The sequence below is a fragment of the Flavobacterium microcysteis genome, from assembly GCF_006385255.1.
Taxonomy (GTDB): Bacteria; Bacteroidota; Bacteroidia; order Flavobacteriales; family Flavobacteriaceae; genus Flavobacterium; species Flavobacterium microcysteis.
Genome location: NZ_VFJE01000056.1, coordinates 996,736 through 1,012,099, shown reverse-complemented (window position 1 = coordinate 1,012,099; position 15,364 = coordinate 996,736). Strand labels below are relative to the sequence as shown.

General features: G+C 36.2%; 15 protein-coding genes. 9 read left to right on the top strand and 6 right to left on the bottom strand.

Features of this window, described 5'->3' with window-relative positions; genetic code table 11:
- Nucleotides 1-59: 59 nt before the first annotated feature.
- The 4 genes from FJA49_RS18135 to FJA49_RS18120 all read right to left on the bottom strand — a co-directional run bounded on the left by FJA49_RS18135 (nucleotide 60) and on the right by FJA49_RS18120 (nucleotide 3,695).
- Complete coding sequence (locus FJA49_RS18135) at nucleotides 60-1,373, bottom strand: dihydrolipoamide acetyltransferase family protein (protein ID WP_140002960.1); 1,314 nt, start codon at nucleotides 1,371-1,373, stop codon at nucleotides 60-62.
- 139 nt (nucleotides 1,374-1,512) lie between these two features.
- Nucleotides 1,513-2,673: a glycosyltransferase family 2 protein gene (locus tag FJA49_RS18130; RefSeq protein WP_140002958.1), complete on the bottom strand. Its 1,161-nt coding sequence runs from the start codon at nucleotides 2,671-2,673 to the stop codon at nucleotides 1,513-1,515.
- 70 nt (nucleotides 2,674-2,743) lie between these two features.
- The gene (locus FJA49_RS18125) at nucleotides 2,744-3,259 is read right to left on the bottom strand and encodes a DUF4833 domain-containing protein (protein WP_140002956.1); all 516 of its coding nucleotides are present in this window, start codon (nucleotides 3,257-3,259) and stop codon (nucleotides 2,744-2,746) included.
- A 58-nt stretch (nucleotides 3,260-3,317) separates the two neighbouring features.
- Nucleotides 3,318-3,695 (bottom strand): DUF1801 domain-containing protein, encoded by a 378-nt coding sequence (locus FJA49_RS18120; protein ID WP_140002954.1) that lies wholly within the window; start codon nucleotides 3,693-3,695, stop codon nucleotides 3,318-3,320.
- Between the two features lie 237 nt (nucleotides 3,696-3,932).
- Here FJA49_RS18120 and FJA49_RS18115 point away from each other — a divergent pair, with 237 nt between their 5' ends.
- Together FJA49_RS18115 and FJA49_RS18110 are read left to right on the top strand one after the other, a co-directional pair.
- Entirely contained in the window at nucleotides 3,933-5,792 is a 1,860-nt protein-coding gene (locus FJA49_RS18115) for an ABC-F family ATP-binding cassette domain-containing protein (RefSeq protein ID WP_140002952.1), read from the top strand.
- 10 nt (nucleotides 5,793-5,802) lie between these two features.
- Nucleotides 5,803-6,636 carry an O-methyltransferase gene (locus tag FJA49_RS18110; RefSeq protein WP_140002950.1) on the top strand — a complete coding sequence of 278 codons (834 nt, stop codon included), beginning with the start codon at nucleotides 5,803-5,805 and terminating at the stop codon, nucleotides 6,634-6,636.
- Here the strand turns inward: FJA49_RS18110 and FJA49_RS18105 are convergent.
- Together FJA49_RS18105 and FJA49_RS18100 are read right to left on the bottom strand one after the other, a co-directional pair.
- Nucleotides 6,633-6,884 carry a DUF7218 family protein gene (locus FJA49_RS18105; protein WP_140002948.1) on the bottom strand — a complete coding sequence of 84 codons (252 nt, stop codon included), beginning with the start codon at nucleotides 6,882-6,884 and terminating at the stop codon, nucleotides 6,633-6,635. The genes FJA49_RS18110 and FJA49_RS18105 overlap by 4 nt on opposite strands.
- Before the next feature lie 141 nt (nucleotides 6,885-7,025).
- Complete coding sequence (locus FJA49_RS18100) at nucleotides 7,026-7,709, bottom strand: hypothetical protein (protein ID WP_140002946.1); 684 nt, start codon at nucleotides 7,707-7,709, stop codon at nucleotides 7,026-7,028.
- Nucleotides 7,710-7,894: 185 nt separating this feature from the next.
- Here FJA49_RS18100 and FJA49_RS18095 point away from each other — a divergent pair, with 185 nt between their 5' ends.
- The 7 genes from FJA49_RS18095 to FJA49_RS18065 all read left to right on the top strand — a co-directional run bounded on the left by FJA49_RS18095 (nucleotide 7,895) and on the right by FJA49_RS18065 (nucleotide 15,348).
- Nucleotides 7,895-8,578, top strand: a complete 684-nt coding sequence (locus FJA49_RS18095; RefSeq protein ID WP_140002944.1) for an ABC transporter ATP-binding protein — start codon at nucleotides 7,895-7,897, stop codon at nucleotides 8,576-8,578.
- A 69-nt stretch (nucleotides 8,579-8,647) separates the two neighbouring features.
- Nucleotides 8,648-9,220, top strand: coding sequence for a cob(I)yrinic acid a,c-diamide adenosyltransferase (locus FJA49_RS18090; RefSeq protein WP_140002942.1), 573 nt, complete (start codon nucleotides 8,648-8,650; stop codon nucleotides 9,218-9,220).
- A gap of 188 nt (nucleotides 9,221-9,408) precedes the next feature.
- Complete coding sequence (locus FJA49_RS18085; protein ID WP_022828503.1) at nucleotides 9,409-9,630, top strand: DUF2795 domain-containing protein; 222 nt, start codon at nucleotides 9,409-9,411, stop codon at nucleotides 9,628-9,630.
- Between the two features lie 87 nt (nucleotides 9,631-9,717).
- Entirely contained in the window at nucleotides 9,718-13,074 is a 3,357-nt protein-coding gene (gene secA / locus FJA49_RS18080) for a preprotein translocase subunit SecA (RefSeq protein ID WP_140002940.1), read from the top strand.
- 131 nt (nucleotides 13,075-13,205) lie between these two features.
- Nucleotides 13,206-13,607 (top strand): nuclear transport factor 2 family protein, encoded by a 402-nt coding sequence (locus FJA49_RS18075; protein WP_140002938.1) that lies wholly within the window; start codon nucleotides 13,206-13,208, stop codon nucleotides 13,605-13,607.
- Between the two features lie 157 nt (nucleotides 13,608-13,764).
- The gene (locus FJA49_RS18070; protein ID WP_140002936.1) at nucleotides 13,765-14,874 is read left to right on the top strand and encodes a tetratricopeptide repeat protein; all 1,110 of its coding nucleotides are present in this window, start codon (nucleotides 13,765-13,767) and stop codon (nucleotides 14,872-14,874) included.
- Between the two features lie 114 nt (nucleotides 14,875-14,988).
- A complete protein-coding gene (locus FJA49_RS18065; RefSeq protein WP_140002934.1) occupies nucleotides 14,989-15,348 on the top strand; it encodes a DUF4180 domain-containing protein in 360 nt (119 codons plus the stop codon).
- Nucleotides 15,349-15,364 lie beyond the last annotated feature (16 nt).

Sequence of the window (15,364 nt, the reverse complement as noted above, 5' to 3'; positions counted from 1 at the left end):
TTTATCCCATAAAAAAACCTCTCGTTTGAGAGGTTTCTTTTTTTTATAAACTAAGTCAATTAGTAATCTCTATTGACATCAAATGCTTCTAAATAATCAGCAACACGCTTTACAAAGCTTCCACCCAAAGCACCATCAACAACACGATGGTCATAACTATGAGAAAGGAACATCTTTTGACGGATTCCGATGAAATCACCTTCTGGAGTTTCAATAACTGCCGGCACTTTTCGGATAGCTCCTAGAGCCAAGATTCCTACTTGTGGCTGGTTGATGATTGGTGTTCCGAAAACGCTTCCAAAAGTACCTACGTTAGTAACTGTATAAGTTCCACCTTGTGTATCGTCTGGTTTCAATTTACCTGCTTTGGCTCTGTTTCCTAAATCATTAACTGCTTTTGCCATTCCAACAAGGTTTAGCTGGTCAGCATTTTTGATTACCGGAACGATTAGGTTACCGTTTGGCAAGGCAGCCGCCATACCCAGGTTGATATTTTTTCTTTTGATAATAAATTCGCCATCGACAGAAATGTTCATTCCTGGGAAATCTTTCAATGCTTTGGCTACAGCTTCCATGAAAATTGGCGTAAAAGTCAGTTTTTCACCTTCTCTCTTTTCGAATGCATTTTTCACTTTGTCTCTCCACTTCACAATGTTGGTTACATCGACTTCAATAAACGACTGTACGTGAGCTGAAGTTTGTACCGAAGCCACCATATAGCCAGAGATCAGTTTTCGCATCCTGTCCATTTCAACGATTTCATCGCCTCCATTTACAGAAACAGGAACTGCTGTTGCTGCTTTAGGAGCAGGAGTACTTGCTGCCGGAGTTGCCGAAACCGGAGCCGGAGCTTGCTGGCTCGCTGCTTTTGGTTCTTTTCTATTGGCAACATAGCCTAATATATCATCTTTTGTTACTCTTCCATCTTTACCAGAACCTTGAATTGATTCTAGTTCTGCAACAGAAACTCCTTCTTCTTTGGCAATATTTTTAACCAAAGGAGAAAAGAATTTATCTGAACCTGAAAAATCTTGTGGAGCAGCAACAGCTTGTTGTGCAGTCTCTACTGTTTTTTCAATTTCAGCTACTGAAGCCGGAGCTTCTTCTTTTGGTGCTTCTACAGCAACACCTCCCGATACTTCGATATAAGCAATTGTCTGACCTACTTTTACAACATCGTCAACGTTAAAAAGGATTTCAGACAAAACTCCAGATACTTCAGAAGGCACTTCTGAATCTACTTTATCGGTTGCAATTTCCAATACAGCTTCATCAGCTTCAATTGGATCGCCTACTTTTTTTAGCCAGTTGGTAATTGTTGCTTCTGCAACGCTTTCTCCCATTTTTGGAAGTTTCAATTCAAATTTTGCCATATTGCTAACCTAATGGTGAATTTTTATTTTCTGCTTGCAAAATTAGTGATAATTTTCAGGTTATGCCATGAATTATATAATTTTACAAGACTTTTTTTAAACACAACTATTTACATTCTAAAGTAATGGAGATTTCTATTTAAAACAGAACAAATTCTCCTCGTTCGTTATTACTGTTGCTTCCAATGATAAAGTCTGAGTCTTTAGGTAAAATCTTAAATGTCAGATTTTTATCCTTGTTCGCTTCCATAATTGAGATGCACTCTTTAAACGTGAGATAATCAGCATCTAAAATTACCTCTACTGAGCCTAAACCCGAAAACGTTTGCGAAAATACTGCTTTTTGGTTTTCAAATTTCTGGATTTGAATATTTTTTTTCAGTGTATTCTGTAATTTTTCTTTGAGGATATCATTGTCCGAAATAAAAATATAATTTTCCGGCTTTGTTTTTTGTTTTGGCTTTCCCCGGAACATTTTTATGAAAGAAAAGAAAAGTGTTCCTAATTTCATAAATAGCATAAAAAACACTGATGCCTTAAGATTTTTTTGATAAAATAATTCCATTCCTTTCTGGAATCGCTTCATATAAGTCCCGTCTTTTACCGTACTTTCACCTTTGTAATGAATAATACTGGTTTCAGGGAAATAGTAATTCGATTTTCCTTTTTTAAGCACGGTATATGAAAAATCAATGTCTTCTCCATACATAAAATACCGTTCATCAAATCCGCCCACTTCAGTATAAAGCGTTCTTTCTAAAACCATAAAAGCGCCAACCAAAACATCTGCTTTTCCTGTTTGGCTTTCTTGCAAATGGCCTGCATAATAACGTCCGAGCCAATTAGAAGTCGGCGCCAGCTTATACAGTCCAAATATTTTTGTAAAAGAAACCCAGGGAGTCGGGATACTTCTTTTTGATTCCGGTAAAAAATTACCCGTTCCGTCAATTAGCCTGCATCCTATTATTCCTAAATCGGTCTGGTTTCGGGCAAATGCTATTATTTTAGTGAATGTGTCTTCTGCAACTACAGTATCTGGATTCAATATGCATACATATTCTCCTTTGGCTTTCTCAACGCCAATGTTATTCCCTTTTGGGAAACCGACATTTTCCTTATTCTCAATTAGAATCACATCCGGAAAACGTTCTTTTATCATTTGGCAACTGTCATCGGGAGAATTATTATCAACAACAATGATTTCAGCATCAAGTCCGTGAATTGCTTCCCGAACGCTCAACAAGCATTGCTCAAGAAAATAACGGACATTGTAGTTAAGAATGATAACGGATAACTGCATTGAGCAAATATAAGCAGTTTTTAGATTGTTCCAATGGAAATGCGACTCGAAAGGCAGCAATAAAGCCTTGTTATTTCATAAAAAAGCGTTCTTTGATTTCTTTTTTGGTTTCTGGATCTACACCATAAAAATCAATATATTCCACTTTTGGCTTTAGGCTACTCGATTCTTCCATGGAAAGATACATTTTAGCGAGTATCATTTTTTTGCCATTTATAACCGTCCTTACCTGAGGTTTGTCTTTCGTTCCTAATTCTAAATAAAGTTTCTTATCCGGATAAGAAACCAAGGTAAACTCATAATGGTTTTCTTTTAACTTGTGTACATCTACACCATAAGCCAATTTCCGTTGTATTTTAGTAAGTTCTTCTTTTACGCCGCCTTTGGTATAAGCTACTCTATGGATTTTTATGGGTTCAGAATCGTCAAACTTCTTGCCATCAAAGTTAGCTTCATAAACAAACGTATTGTGATTTTTACTATGCTGTATGTAAAACAAATGATCATCTGTTATTGTAGGAGTAGGATATCCTTTCTGAGCCTGCATGCTTATCGAAATAAAAAGCAAAAACCATATTTTTTTCATTTCCAAATATTTAGGTTTCACGAATATAGCAAAAGTTTTCCCACCTTAAATAGCCAGACTACTTCTTTAACGCTATTTTACCTGACTTATATAAATCAATCGCTTCTTTCAAAATATTTTCGATCTTTTCAATTGGAAGGTCTTGATTGGGATCAAACAGCAATATTTTCATTCGCGAACGCTTTTCGGCCAACAACTCGGGATAATCTAAATGTTTCCCTTCTACAAAACCGATATAGGGCTGTTTGTATTTTTTATGAACCCACAAATAGCAAAACATTTTTTGTTTGTAGCAAAACATAGGCATGCCATATTTCAGCACATTGGTAATCTCTGTGCCTTGTGAAAGTATAATATCTTTCAAAGCCAACAGACAACTTTGATGAGGTTCTGGTTGTTTCAAATAAAAATTATCTATTTCCTGTAGTATATCCATAGTTTCTTATTTGCTAATTCAATATAAATATATCAAATCTGGAAATATGTTCTTCTTTGATTAAGAACTTTTGTTCTTTTAGCCACAGATTAAAATGATTACACAGATTTAGCAACTACTTTTATTTGCTTTCAATTCTTTCCTCTTTAAAAACTTTACGACTCTGCATCTTTGCCTGAAAATTAATTTCGCTTCTGTTTTGGTTTTAAAAAGTTACTTTTGCAAAAAATTTCTACAGTGAATTACTTATCAGTCGAAAATATCTCAAAATCTTTTGGCGAGCGCACACTCTTCAAAGACATTTCGTTTGGAATCAATAAAGACCAGAAAATTGCTTTTATAGCAAAAAATGGTTCGGGCAAAACATCTATCATGAGAATTATCAATGGTGATGACGAATCGGACACTGGCCAGGTTGTCATTCGAAAAGACATCAAAATGGCTTTTCTATCGCAAAACAACAACCTACAAGACGAATTGACCATTGAAGAAAGCATTTTCGCATCCGACAATGAGGTGTTAGATGTGATTCACCAATACGAAAAAGCATTGGAAAATCCGGAAGATGAAGAGGCATACCAAAAAGCCTTTGATAGAATGGATCAGTTCAATGCCTGGGATTTCGAGACTCAATTCAAACAGATATTGTTTAAATTGAAACTTGAAGACTTTAAACTGAAAGTAAAAAATCTTTCTGGTGGACAAAAGAAACGTCTTTCGCTGGCTATTATCCTAATCAACCGTCCGGATCTGCTAATCCTGGACGAGCCGACCAACCATTTGGATCTGGAGATGATTGAATGGCTGGAAAGTTATTTTGCCAAAGAAAACATCACTTTGTTTATGGTAACGCACGATCGTTTTTTTCTGGAACGTGTGTGTAATGAAATCATAGAGCTTGACAATGGAAAGCTTTACCAATATAAAGGCAATTATTCTTATTATCTGTCAAAGAAAGAAGAACGAATTGCTTCAGAAAACTCAAGTATCGATAAAGCACAAAACCTTTTCAAAAAAGAATTGGAATGGATGCGCCGACAGCCAAAAGCACGAACTACGAAATCAAAGTCACGCCAGGATGATTTTTATGTTATCAAGCAAAAGGCAGAAAGTCGTCGTAAGGAAAACCAGGTTGAGCTTGAGATCAACATGGAACGTATGGGCAGTAAAATCATCGAACTCCATAAAATCACTAAGCGTTTTGGCGACAAGACCATCTTAGATAATTTTAGTTTTGATTTCCAGCGTGGCGAACGAATTGGAATTATTGGAAAAAACGGAACGGGAAAATCTTCTTTCCTAAACGTTTTGACCGGAACAATTCCACCTGATTCCGGAAAAGTAGTCGTTGGTGACACGATTAAGATTGGATATTATACGCAGAGCGGTATCAATCCTAAACCTGGCCAACGTGTAATCGACATCATTAAAGAATATGGTGAATATATTCCGCTGACGAAAGGCAAAATCATTTCAGCTTCGCAATTGTTGGAACGTTTTCTTTTTGACAGTAAAAAGCAGTACGACTATGTAGAAAAATTAAGCGGTGGTGAACTAAAACGACTTTATCTTTGTACGGTACTTATTCAGAATCCAAACTTCTTGATTCTAGATGAGCCAACTAACGATTTAGACATCGTGACATTAAACGTACTCGAAAGCTTTCTTTTTGACTATCCGGGATGCCTATTGGTTGTTTCGCACGACCGTTATTTTATGGACAAAATTGTAGATCATTTGTTTATTTTCCGGGGCGAAGGTGTCATCGAAAATTTCCCAGGCAACTATTCTGATTTCCGGGCTTATGAAGATAGTGTTGAGCCTGTTAAAGACGATACCGTTAAAGAAAAAAACAACTGGAAACAGCAAAACGTTTCTTCTGGGCTTACTTTTAACGAGCAGAAAGAATATCAGAAAATTGAGCGTGAAATCAAGGATCTGGAAATTGATAAAATCAAAATCGAACAGCTGTTTTCTGAAGGAAAGGTAGCCGACGCTGATATTGAGAAAAAAGCCAAGGAGCTTCAAAACATAATTTTAAAAATCGAAGCAAAAGAAGAACGATGGTTTGAACTTTCTGCCAAGATGGAAGGATAATCAGTACGGTATGCATCTTTTGAAATCATATCTGGCATTTCTATGGTACTCAAACAATTCACATGGTGTGCATTCGCCATTTGTGTTTGATTTGCTTAGAAAATGCTTTTATGACAAAAAAGAATATGGAGCTTATGACACTCTGAAAAAATATCGTAATTCATTACTGCAAAATAAAAGCACAATTGAAGTTACTGACTTTGGAGCCGGTTCAAGAGTTTTCAAATCCAATACACGGGCAATTAATCAGATTGCCCAAAACGCAGGAATCTCAAGAAAAGATGCCCGACTTTTGTTTCGGATTGTAAACTATTTTAGACCCGAAAACATTTTAGAAATTGGGACTTCACTTGGTTTGGCAAGTTCTGCTTTGGCTTTAGGAAATCCGAAGGCAAAAATCACAAGTCTGGAAGGATGCCCTGAAACGGCAAAGATTGCCCAAAAGCAATTTCAGGAATTTGATTTCAATATCGATTCTATAATTTCCCAATTTGAATCCTATCTGGAAACCGAAACCGTAAAATCCGGGAGTTTTGATTTAATTTATTTTGATGGCAATCATTCCAAATTGGCCACTTTAAGTTATTTTGAATCACTCCTTTCAACGGTGAATAACGAAACCGTCTGGATTTTTGACGACATTCACTGGTCGTCTGGCATGGAAGAAGCATGGGAAGTCATAAAAAAACATCCAAAGGTTACGGTCACGATTGACACTTTCCAATGGGGTTTTGTTTTTTTCAGAAAAGAACAAGAGAAAGAACATTTCATACTTCGCACTTCCAATTCTTTCTTTCTAAATAGCATTTTAGGCATCCGTAAATTATGGGGCCTATTGCCCTAATTAGTTCGAAGTGCGTTTATCAGTTCGGCTTTAGTCATTTTTGAACGACCATCTATTCCTACTTTTTTAGCTTGGTCATAAATTTCCTTTTTGGTCTGGTCTTCATATTTTTTGGCAAGGCCTCCCCTTTTTTCAGCGCCTTCACTATTCGCTATTCGTGCTGATTTCTGCTTGCTATAGCCTTTGTCACGTAATGCTTCGTATTGGTCCCTGTCTTTGATTTGCGGGCCTGGGCTTTTGTTTGGCATGATTCTTTTATTTACAGGTTAGACATTATATAAATTTAATAAATATCTAATCTTAAACACGTTAATCCTCCGTTAAAGCCAACACAAATAAAAATGGCTGTCCAAAAAGGACAGCCATACCTAACTCAAACCAATATGTAATTACTCTTTAGCTTTCTGGTTTTCTTCAGCTTTTGCTCCCATTCGTTCCCATTTAAATTTTGGAGCGAATTTAAATTTCAGCTCAGCAATCTTCCTGTTGTCTTTAGAAGTAAGCCCTTCTTTTTCAACCGTATTTTTATGAGCATCTAAAGCCTCATACATCGCCTTTATCTCATCAAAATCTTCTCTTGAATAAGTGTCTTTGTTTTTATCAAACTCATTATAAAAGTCATTATACACTTTTAAGATATTATCTTTATTTACCCAGGAGAAATTCATGTCTTCTCCAATTTTTCCAGCTCCAAAGTAGGCATCCCGTAACAACTGTTTTTTATTAGGAGGAGTACTTGCCGCCTGGGCTTCTTTTGCTGCTTGAGCTTCCGCTTCTAATTTTGATTTTAAATCGGCATATTTTGCTTTGGATTTTTCAAGTCTAGCTTCTGCCGCTGCTTTGTCTTTTAGCTCAGCAAGAGCTGCCTCAGCTTCGGCTGTTTTTTGGTTATAAGCAACCTCTATCGATTCCCAATTTGCTTTTGCATCAGCTACAGCAACATTGATTACTGAGTCTACATATTTCTCATAAGCTCCGACTGTTTTTTCAGCCTGTTGTTCACTTTCACTTTTACACGAGACAAGAGTCACTGCAATAAGTGCACTTCCTAAAATCAGATTAATCTTTTTCATAACTTGGTGGTTTTAATTAAAAAATTGGCTACATAAATTTAGTTATAAAAAATTATTTTTATGTTTTTAGTTAAAATATTATGATTAATTTAATACAAAAGCAGCTAGCTATTAATTTTATCTTAAAATCTTAAAATGAAATCATTTTTACAAAAATTCATTACTTTTAGGCTCAAATTAAAGCTATGTCATTAATCAATATCACCAATATAAAAAGAGACTTTGTACTTGGAAATGAAATTATCCATGTATTAAAGGGAATCGACCTTACTATCAATAAGGGAGAATATGTTGCTTTAATGGGACCATCCGGTTCCGGAAAATCTACTTTGATGAATCTTTTGGGCTGTCTTGATACTCCTACATCGGGGCAATATATCCTGAACGGAAAAGATGTAAGCCAGATGAGCGATGACAATCTGGCGGAAATTCGTAACAAAGAAATAGGATTTGTTTTCCAAACGTTCAACCTATTGCCTCGAACAACTGCACTTAATAATGTGGCCCTACCTATGATTTATGCCGGATATTCAAAATCTGAACGTTCAGCACGAGCAGAAGAAGTACTGACTCAAGTTGGGTTAAAAGACAGAATGGATCACGAACCTAATCAGCTTTCGGGTGGACAAAGACAGCGTGTTGCTGTTGCCAGAGCTTTAGTCAATAGGCCGTCTATTATCTTAGCGGATGAGCCAACAGGAAATCTTGACAGTAAGACTTCTGTAGAGATTATGAACCTTTTCAATGAAATCCATGCCAACGGAAACACTGTAATTCTGGTAACCCACGAAGAAGATATTGCTGCTTATGCACATAGAATCATACGACTTCGTGATGGTTTGGTAGAAAGTGACAAGCCAAATAAATAGTTTTTCACTGTAAAAGCACCGTTTTATTTTTAGGAATCGTCTTTACAGAAAACCAACAATTGCAAACACATGAAAGTATATACAAAAACGGGGGACAAAGGAACTACAGCCTTATTTGGAGGTGACAGAGTTCCTAAACACCATATCCGAATCGAAAGTTATGGTACTGTCGATGAACTTAATTCTTATATCGGACTCATACGCGATCAGGAAATAAATTACCATTATAAAGAAGTTTTAATCCGAATCCAGGACAGATTGTTTACTGTTGGTGCCATTTTGGCTACACCACCAGAAAAAGAAATTCTAAAAAATGGAAAACCAAGGCTAAATATTCCAAAAATAACCGAAACGGACATCGAATTACTTGAAAATGAAATTGATGACATGGAAAGTGCCCTGCCACCCATGACGCATTTCGTACTGCCTGGCGGACATACAACTGTGTCATATTGTCACATTGCACGCTGTGTTTGCCGTCGTGCGGAACGACTTTCGGTTCATTTAAACGAACAAGAGCCTACAGATGAGCTTGTGATCAAGTACTTGAACCGACTTTCTGACTACCTTTTTGTACTGGCACGAAAGTTGTCCTACGACCTTAAGGCCGATGAGGTAAAATGGATTCCTGAAAAACAGTAATCTGAACCAGCCCAATCGAAACGTCAGAAGGCAATAGCAGTTAATGAATAGGATAAAAATCCAAAACTGTATACTCTCAATCTGGAAGCCGGAAAAAACGTTCTTGACTTTTTTAAAATAAATACAATTTTACTTGACTATTTCAGTAAAAAAATTATTTTTGCATAAAACTATTAAATCGATATCAGATGTATTGGACATTAGAATTGGCATCTTATTTAAGTGATGCGCCGTGGCCTGCAACCAAAGACGAACTTATCGACTATGCTATTAGAGCTGGAGCACCCTTAGAAGTAGTGGAAAACCTTCAATCTATAGAAGACGAAGGTGAAATCTACGAATCAATGGAAGAGATATGGCCAGACTATCCAACTGACGAAGATTATCTTTGGAACGAGGATGAGTATTAAAAATAATAAACACAAAGAAAAAGTCTCAATCGAGGCTTTTTTTTTGCTTAAATTTGCAACATTTTATAAATAGAAATATAACAACCCATGAGTTTCATCAACAGCATATTAAAAGCTTTTGTAGGAGATAAATCGGAGAAGGATGTAAAATCCATCATGCCGCTTATCGCTAAGATAAAAGCATACGAAGAAACATTAGCTGCTCTTTCGCATGACGAATTAAGAGCAAAAACAATTTACTTCAAAGAAAGAATTAAAGAAGCTAGATCTGAAAAAGATGCAAAAATTGCTTCTTACAAATTAGAAGTAGAAAAGACACAAGATATCGATGTTAGAGAAGACATCTATGCTTCTATCGATGCTTTGGAAAAAGAAGCTTACGATATTTCTGAAAAGACCTTGCTGGAAATTCTTCCTGAGGCTTTTGCAGTTGTCAAAGAAACAGCCAAAAGATTTAAAGATAATACACAGATAACGGTAAAAGCTACTCCAAAAGATTTGGAACTTTCTGCTACAAAAACATACATCACTATCGAAGGTGATAATGCTGTATGGGCCAATAGCTGGAATGCTGCCGGAAAACAGATTACTTGGGACATGATTCACTATGATGTCCAATTAATTGGAGGTACCGTACTACACCAGGGTAAAATTGCCGAAATGCAAACGGGTGAAGGTAAAACATTGGTTGCTACGCTTCCATTATACCTGAACGCTCTTACAGGAAACGGTGTTCACCTTGTAACCGTGAACGACTACCTTGCAAAACGTGATAGCGCATGGAAAGCGCCTCTTTTCGAATTCCACGGACTTACTGTAGAATGTATCGACAACTACCAGCCAAACTCTGAAGGAAGAAGAAAAGCTTACAATGCTGATATTACTTATGGAACAAATAACGAATTCGGTTTCGATTATTTGAGAGACAACATGGCTCATACTCCGGAAGAACTAGTACAAAGAAAACATAATTACGCAATTGTCGATGAGGTCGATTCGGTTTTGGTAGATGATGCTAGAACTCCGTTGATTATCTCAGGTCCGGTTCCTCAAGGTGACCGCCATGAGTTTAATGAGCTAAAACCTAAGGTTGAAAACCTTGTAAACTTACAAAGACAATTAGCAAATGGCTTTTTGGCCGAATCTAAAAAACAATTAAAAGAAGGCAACACTAAAGAAGCTGGATTTTTATTGTTAAGGGCCTACAGAAGCTTACCAAAAAATAAAGCTTTAATCAAGTTTTTGAGCGAAGAAGGTGTTAAACAACTACTTCAAAAAACTGAAAACCACTACATGCAGGACAACAACCGCGAAATGCACAAGATTGATGAAGCCTTGTATTTCGTGATTGAAGAAAAAAATAATCAGGTTGAATTGACAGACAACGGAATCAAATTCCTTTCTGGAGATACTGACAATGATTTCTTTATCCTGCCAGATATTGGAACTGAAATTGCAAGAATCGAGAAATTGAATCTTGACAAAGATGCAGAAGCCGAAGAAAAAGAAAAACTTTTCCAGGATTTCAGCATAAAAAGCGAGCGTATCCATACTTTAACGCAGCTGTTGAAAGCTTATTCTTTATTTGAAAAAGATACAGAATATGTAATCATCGACAACAAAGTAATGATTGTTGACGAACAGACAGGTCGTATCATGGATGGGCGTCGTTATTCTGACGGATTACACCAGGCGATTGAAGCAAAAGAAAACGTAAAAATCGAAGCTGCAACCCAAACATTTGCTACTGTTACATTACAGAACTATTTCAGAATGTACAGCAAACTGGCAGGTATGACCGGTACTGCTGTAACTGAAGCAGGCGAATTATGGGAAATCTATAAATTGGATGTTGTTGAAATTCCAACTAACAAGCCAATTGCCAGAAAAGACAAAGAAGATCTTATTTACAGAAGTACCCGTGAGAAGTTCAATGCCGTAATCGAAGATGTTACAGAACTTTCTGCAGCAGGAAGACCGGTATTGATTGGTACTACTTCTGTTGAAATCTCGGAATTATTAAGCCGTATGCTTAAGATGAGAAATATTCCGCACAACGTACTTAACGCTAAAATGCACAAGCAGGAAGCGCAAATCGTTGAAGAAGCTGGTAAAGCCGGAGTCGTGACCATTGCTACCAACATGGCAGGTCGTGGAACGGATATCAAACTTTCTCCTGAAGTAAAAGCAGCAGGCGGTTTAGCAATTGTTGGTACAGAACGTCACGATTCACGTCGTGTTGACCGTCAGTTGAGAGGTCGTGCCGGACGTCAGGGAGATGTAGGTAGCTCACAATTCTATGTTTCTCTTGAAGATAACTTGATGCGTTTGTTCGGATCAGAAAGAGTTGCTAAAGTTATGGATAGATTAGGCTTGAAAGAGGGCGAAGTAATTCAGCACTCTATGATGACTAAGTCTATCGAAAGAGCACAGAAAAAAGTAGAAGAAAACAACTTTGGAGTACGTAAGCGTCTTTTGGAATATGATGACGTTATGAACGCACAACGTGAGGTAGTCTACAAGCGTCGCCGCCATGCTTTGCACGGAGAGCGTTTGAAAGTAGATATCGCCAACATGATGTATGACACTTGCGAAGTTATCGTTGAGGCTAACAAAGCTTCTAATGATTTCAAAAACTTCGAATTCGAATTAATCCGTTACTTCTCTATCACTTCACCGGTAAACGAAGCTGATTTCGCAAAAATTTCAGTTCAGGAATTGACAGGAAAAGTATACAAGTCGGCTTTGGAATTCTATAATGAAAAAACGGCAAGAAGCGCAAGAGAAGCCTTCCCTATCATCAAGAATGTTTTTGAAAACGAAAACAATCAATTCGAAAGAATCGTAGTTCCTTTTACTGACGGAATCAAAACTTTGAATGTTGTAACCGACCTGAAAAAGGCATATGATACTGAAGGAGCACAATTGATAAGCGATTTTGAGAAAAACATCACGCTTGCTATTGTTGACGAAGCTTGGAAAAAACACTTGCGTAAAATGGACGAATTGAAACAATCAGTTCAGTTGGCAGTACACGAACAAAAAGATCCGTTATTGATCTATAAGTTCGAAGCTTTCAACTTATTCAAGAACATGATTGATAATGTCAATAAAGAAGTAATCTCTTTCTTATTCAAAGGTGACCTTCCACAGCAGAACAATCCTGAAATTCACGAAGCAAGAGAAGTAGCCCGTCCAAAAGAAAATTACAAGACTTCAAAAGACGAGATTCCAAATACGGATGAAGCTGCAGCTGCAAGTCGTGAAGCTGGTCAAACACAAAGACCTGCTGTAACGGAAACTATCGTACGTGATATGCCAAAAATTAACCGTAACGACAATGTTACAGTGAAACATGTTATGAGCGGAAAGACTGAAACTATGAAATACAAAAAAGCAGAAAGTCTTTTGGCTTCTGGCGAATGGGTTATAGTGAATGAATAAATTTTTGATTTCTGATTTTTGATTTCTGATTTTTGATTTTAGATTTCGGACCTTGATAAATAGAAGTCCCTGATTGCAAATTGCAGTCGGGGATTTTTTATATTTGGTATATATAAAATTGCTATACCTATATGGATTCTAATACACTAAACACGGTTCAAAATTATCTTGGGGCACTCGGTCAAAGAGATCTAGAAAAACTGCTCACCTTCTTCCCTGAAAATGTAGACTGGTTTATTCCAGGAAATGAAAATGTGGCTCCCTGGCTCGGAAAGAAAAGCACTAAAACAGAGATTAAAGCTTTCTTTGAATTATTATGGGCTAACACAGAACCTTTGAGTGCAAAAATCGATTCTATTCTTACAGAAGGTAACCTTGCTGTGGTAGCTGGTGAATTTTCTTCCAGAATGACCAGGACCGGAAAAACATATGAAACTTTATTTTCGATACATTTCACTATTCAGGATGGTTTAATTGTTCGCTATCGTTTGTTGGAAGACAGTTATGGGCTTGTAGCGGCTTTGAGGGAATGATTTAAGATTTTTGATTTAGGATTTTTGATTTGGGATTTTTGATTTGGGACTTGAGTTTTTTGGCTTTTAACTTTTGACTTTGTTCCTATCTTTATATACAATTTTTCTTATTTTTAGCAAATAAAATATCATTTATAAGATTCCTAAAACAATAGAAATGAAGAAAGTCTTAGTGTCATTTATTTTGACAATTATCAATTTGCCTCTTTTTGCACAAGATATAATAACGGATGAGTTAAAGGCTTTATCAAAGGATGGAAAATACGACCAAATCATTGAACAATATGCACCAAAATCTAAAGACTATTCTGCCAAGTCTCTATATCATATCGGGGTTGCTTATTACATGAAAGGAGATGACAATAATTGCATGCAATTTGTAAATTCTTCAATTCAAAAAGACCCAACAGACCCCGATCCTCATTATATCAAAGCTTCTACATTAAATTATATGCAACAATATGATGAGGCAATAAAAAGTTTCCAGGCAGCAATAGCTCTAAAATCTGATAATTCCACTTATTATAGCGGACTAGGTGACTCCTATTACAATCTCAAAAACAACAAATTAGCTCTTGAAAATTATATAAAGGCAACAGAACAAAAAAAATGTATCGATAGGCCATACTCCATGATAGCCCAAATCCATACTAATCTGAAAGAAAATGAAAAAGCATTAGATGCTTTTTATGTTGCAAAATCAAAAATCGCAAAAGAGTCGAATTCTTATATAAATGCTTTATTTAATATTGGGCTGTTAGAATCTCAAAAAGGCAATTACGAAAAAGCAGAATCCAGTTACATAGAGCTTATTCAATTAGCTCCAAATGACTATGATTCTTATGCCAGACTCATTCAAATTTATTATCACAATAAGCAATATGATAAGGCCATTCCTTATAGAAACAAATTATATGAAGCTCATAAAAAAGGCTTATTAAAAGGCAATATGGAAGACATGTTTTGTTTTGATCAGTTCAAATGGAAAGAGTATTCAATACAAGTCTTTGAACGATATGAAAACGAAAACAAAGGAAAAATCTACAATAAGCACCTATTTTATGTCATAGATAAGGATAATGAAATAGTGTTTAGGGCACAAACAGAATTTTCCCCTATATCTGTTGAATTGGGAGGTGCAAAATATATGCTTTGTGCTAATATTGGTTCCATGCATCTTAACTCAGGTTTAGGATTTAACGACGACTTTAAATACGATACCCTTAAGGCTGAGGCTATCAAATTTATTCAAAAAAATGTAAAATAAAATGTTCTAAAAACCCTTTTTTGAATACCATCATAATTGGACATACAACCAAAAAGAGGAATTAAACCCAGACATAAAAAAGTTTTAGAAATTAACTTCTAATCATTACTGATTATGAAAATAGAAACGCATACCTTAAACAATACCAACATAGCTGAAATAATTTCAGATGATGAAATAATCAAAACCACCGATGACGGACTGGATTTGCTTGGTAATCTGTATTATCAGGGTTTTGACAAAATCATAGTACATGAGAAAAACATCACTCCAGATTTTTTTGACCTGAAAACAGGAATTGCGGGCGAAATACTCCAGAAATTTTCAACCTATCGTGTCCGTCTTGCTATTGTTGGAGATTTTAGCAAATATCAGAGTAAGAGTTTGAAAGATTTTATTTTTGAGAGTAATAAAGTTGGACAGATTTATTTCCTACCTTCTTTATCTGAAGGCTTGGAAAGGTTTTCAAAATAAACAATCTTAACTTAAA

Bases quoted from the DNA above. Each gene is read 5' to 3' on its own strand.
- FJA49_RS18120 (WP_140002954.1), bottom strand. From the start codon at position 3,695: ATGGATATACTACAGGAAATAGATAATTTTTATTTGAAACAACCAGAA.
- FJA49_RS18105 (WP_140002948.1), bottom strand. From the start codon at position 6,884: ATGCCAAACAAAAGCCCAGGCCCGCAAATCAAAGACAGGGACCAATAC.
- FJA49_RS18100 (WP_140002946.1), bottom strand. From the start codon at position 7,709: ATGAAAAAGATTAATCTGATTTTAGGAAGTGCACTTATTGCAGTGACT.
- FJA49_RS18110 (WP_140002950.1), top strand. From the start codon at position 5,803: ATGCATCTTTTGAAATCATATCTGGCATTTCTATGGTACTCAAACAAT.
- FJA49_RS18070 (WP_140002936.1), top strand. From the start codon at position 13,765: ATGAAGAAAGTCTTAGTGTCATTTATTTTGACAATTATCAATTTGCCT.
- FJA49_RS18075 (WP_140002938.1), top strand. From the start codon at position 13,206: ATGGATTCTAATACACTAAACACGGTTCAAAATTATCTTGGGGCACTC.
- FJA49_RS18085 (WP_022828503.1), top strand. From the start codon at position 9,409: ATGTATTGGACATTAGAATTGGCATCTTATTTAAGTGATGCGCCGTGG.
- FJA49_RS18065 (WP_140002934.1), top strand. From the start codon at position 14,989: ATGAAAATAGAAACGCATACCTTAAACAATACCAACATAGCTGAAATA.
- FJA49_RS18090 (WP_140002942.1), top strand. From the start codon at position 8,648: ATGAAAGTATATACAAAAACGGGGGACAAAGGAACTACAGCCTTATTT.
- FJA49_RS18135 (WP_140002960.1), bottom strand. From the start codon at position 1,373: ATGGCAAAATTTGAATTGAAACTTCCAAAAATGGGAGAAAGCGTTGCA.
- FJA49_RS18125 (WP_140002956.1), bottom strand. From the start codon at position 3,259: ATGAAAAAAATATGGTTTTTGCTTTTTATTTCGATAAGCATGCAGGCT.
- FJA49_RS18095 (WP_140002944.1), top strand. From the start codon at position 7,895: ATGTCATTAATCAATATCACCAATATAAAAAGAGACTTTGTACTTGGA.
- FJA49_RS18130 (WP_140002958.1), bottom strand. From the start codon at position 2,673: ATGCAGTTATCCGTTATCATTCTTAACTACAATGTCCGTTATTTTCTT.
- secA (WP_140002940.1), top strand. From the start codon at position 9,718: ATGAGTTTCATCAACAGCATATTAAAAGCTTTTGTAGGAGATAAATCG.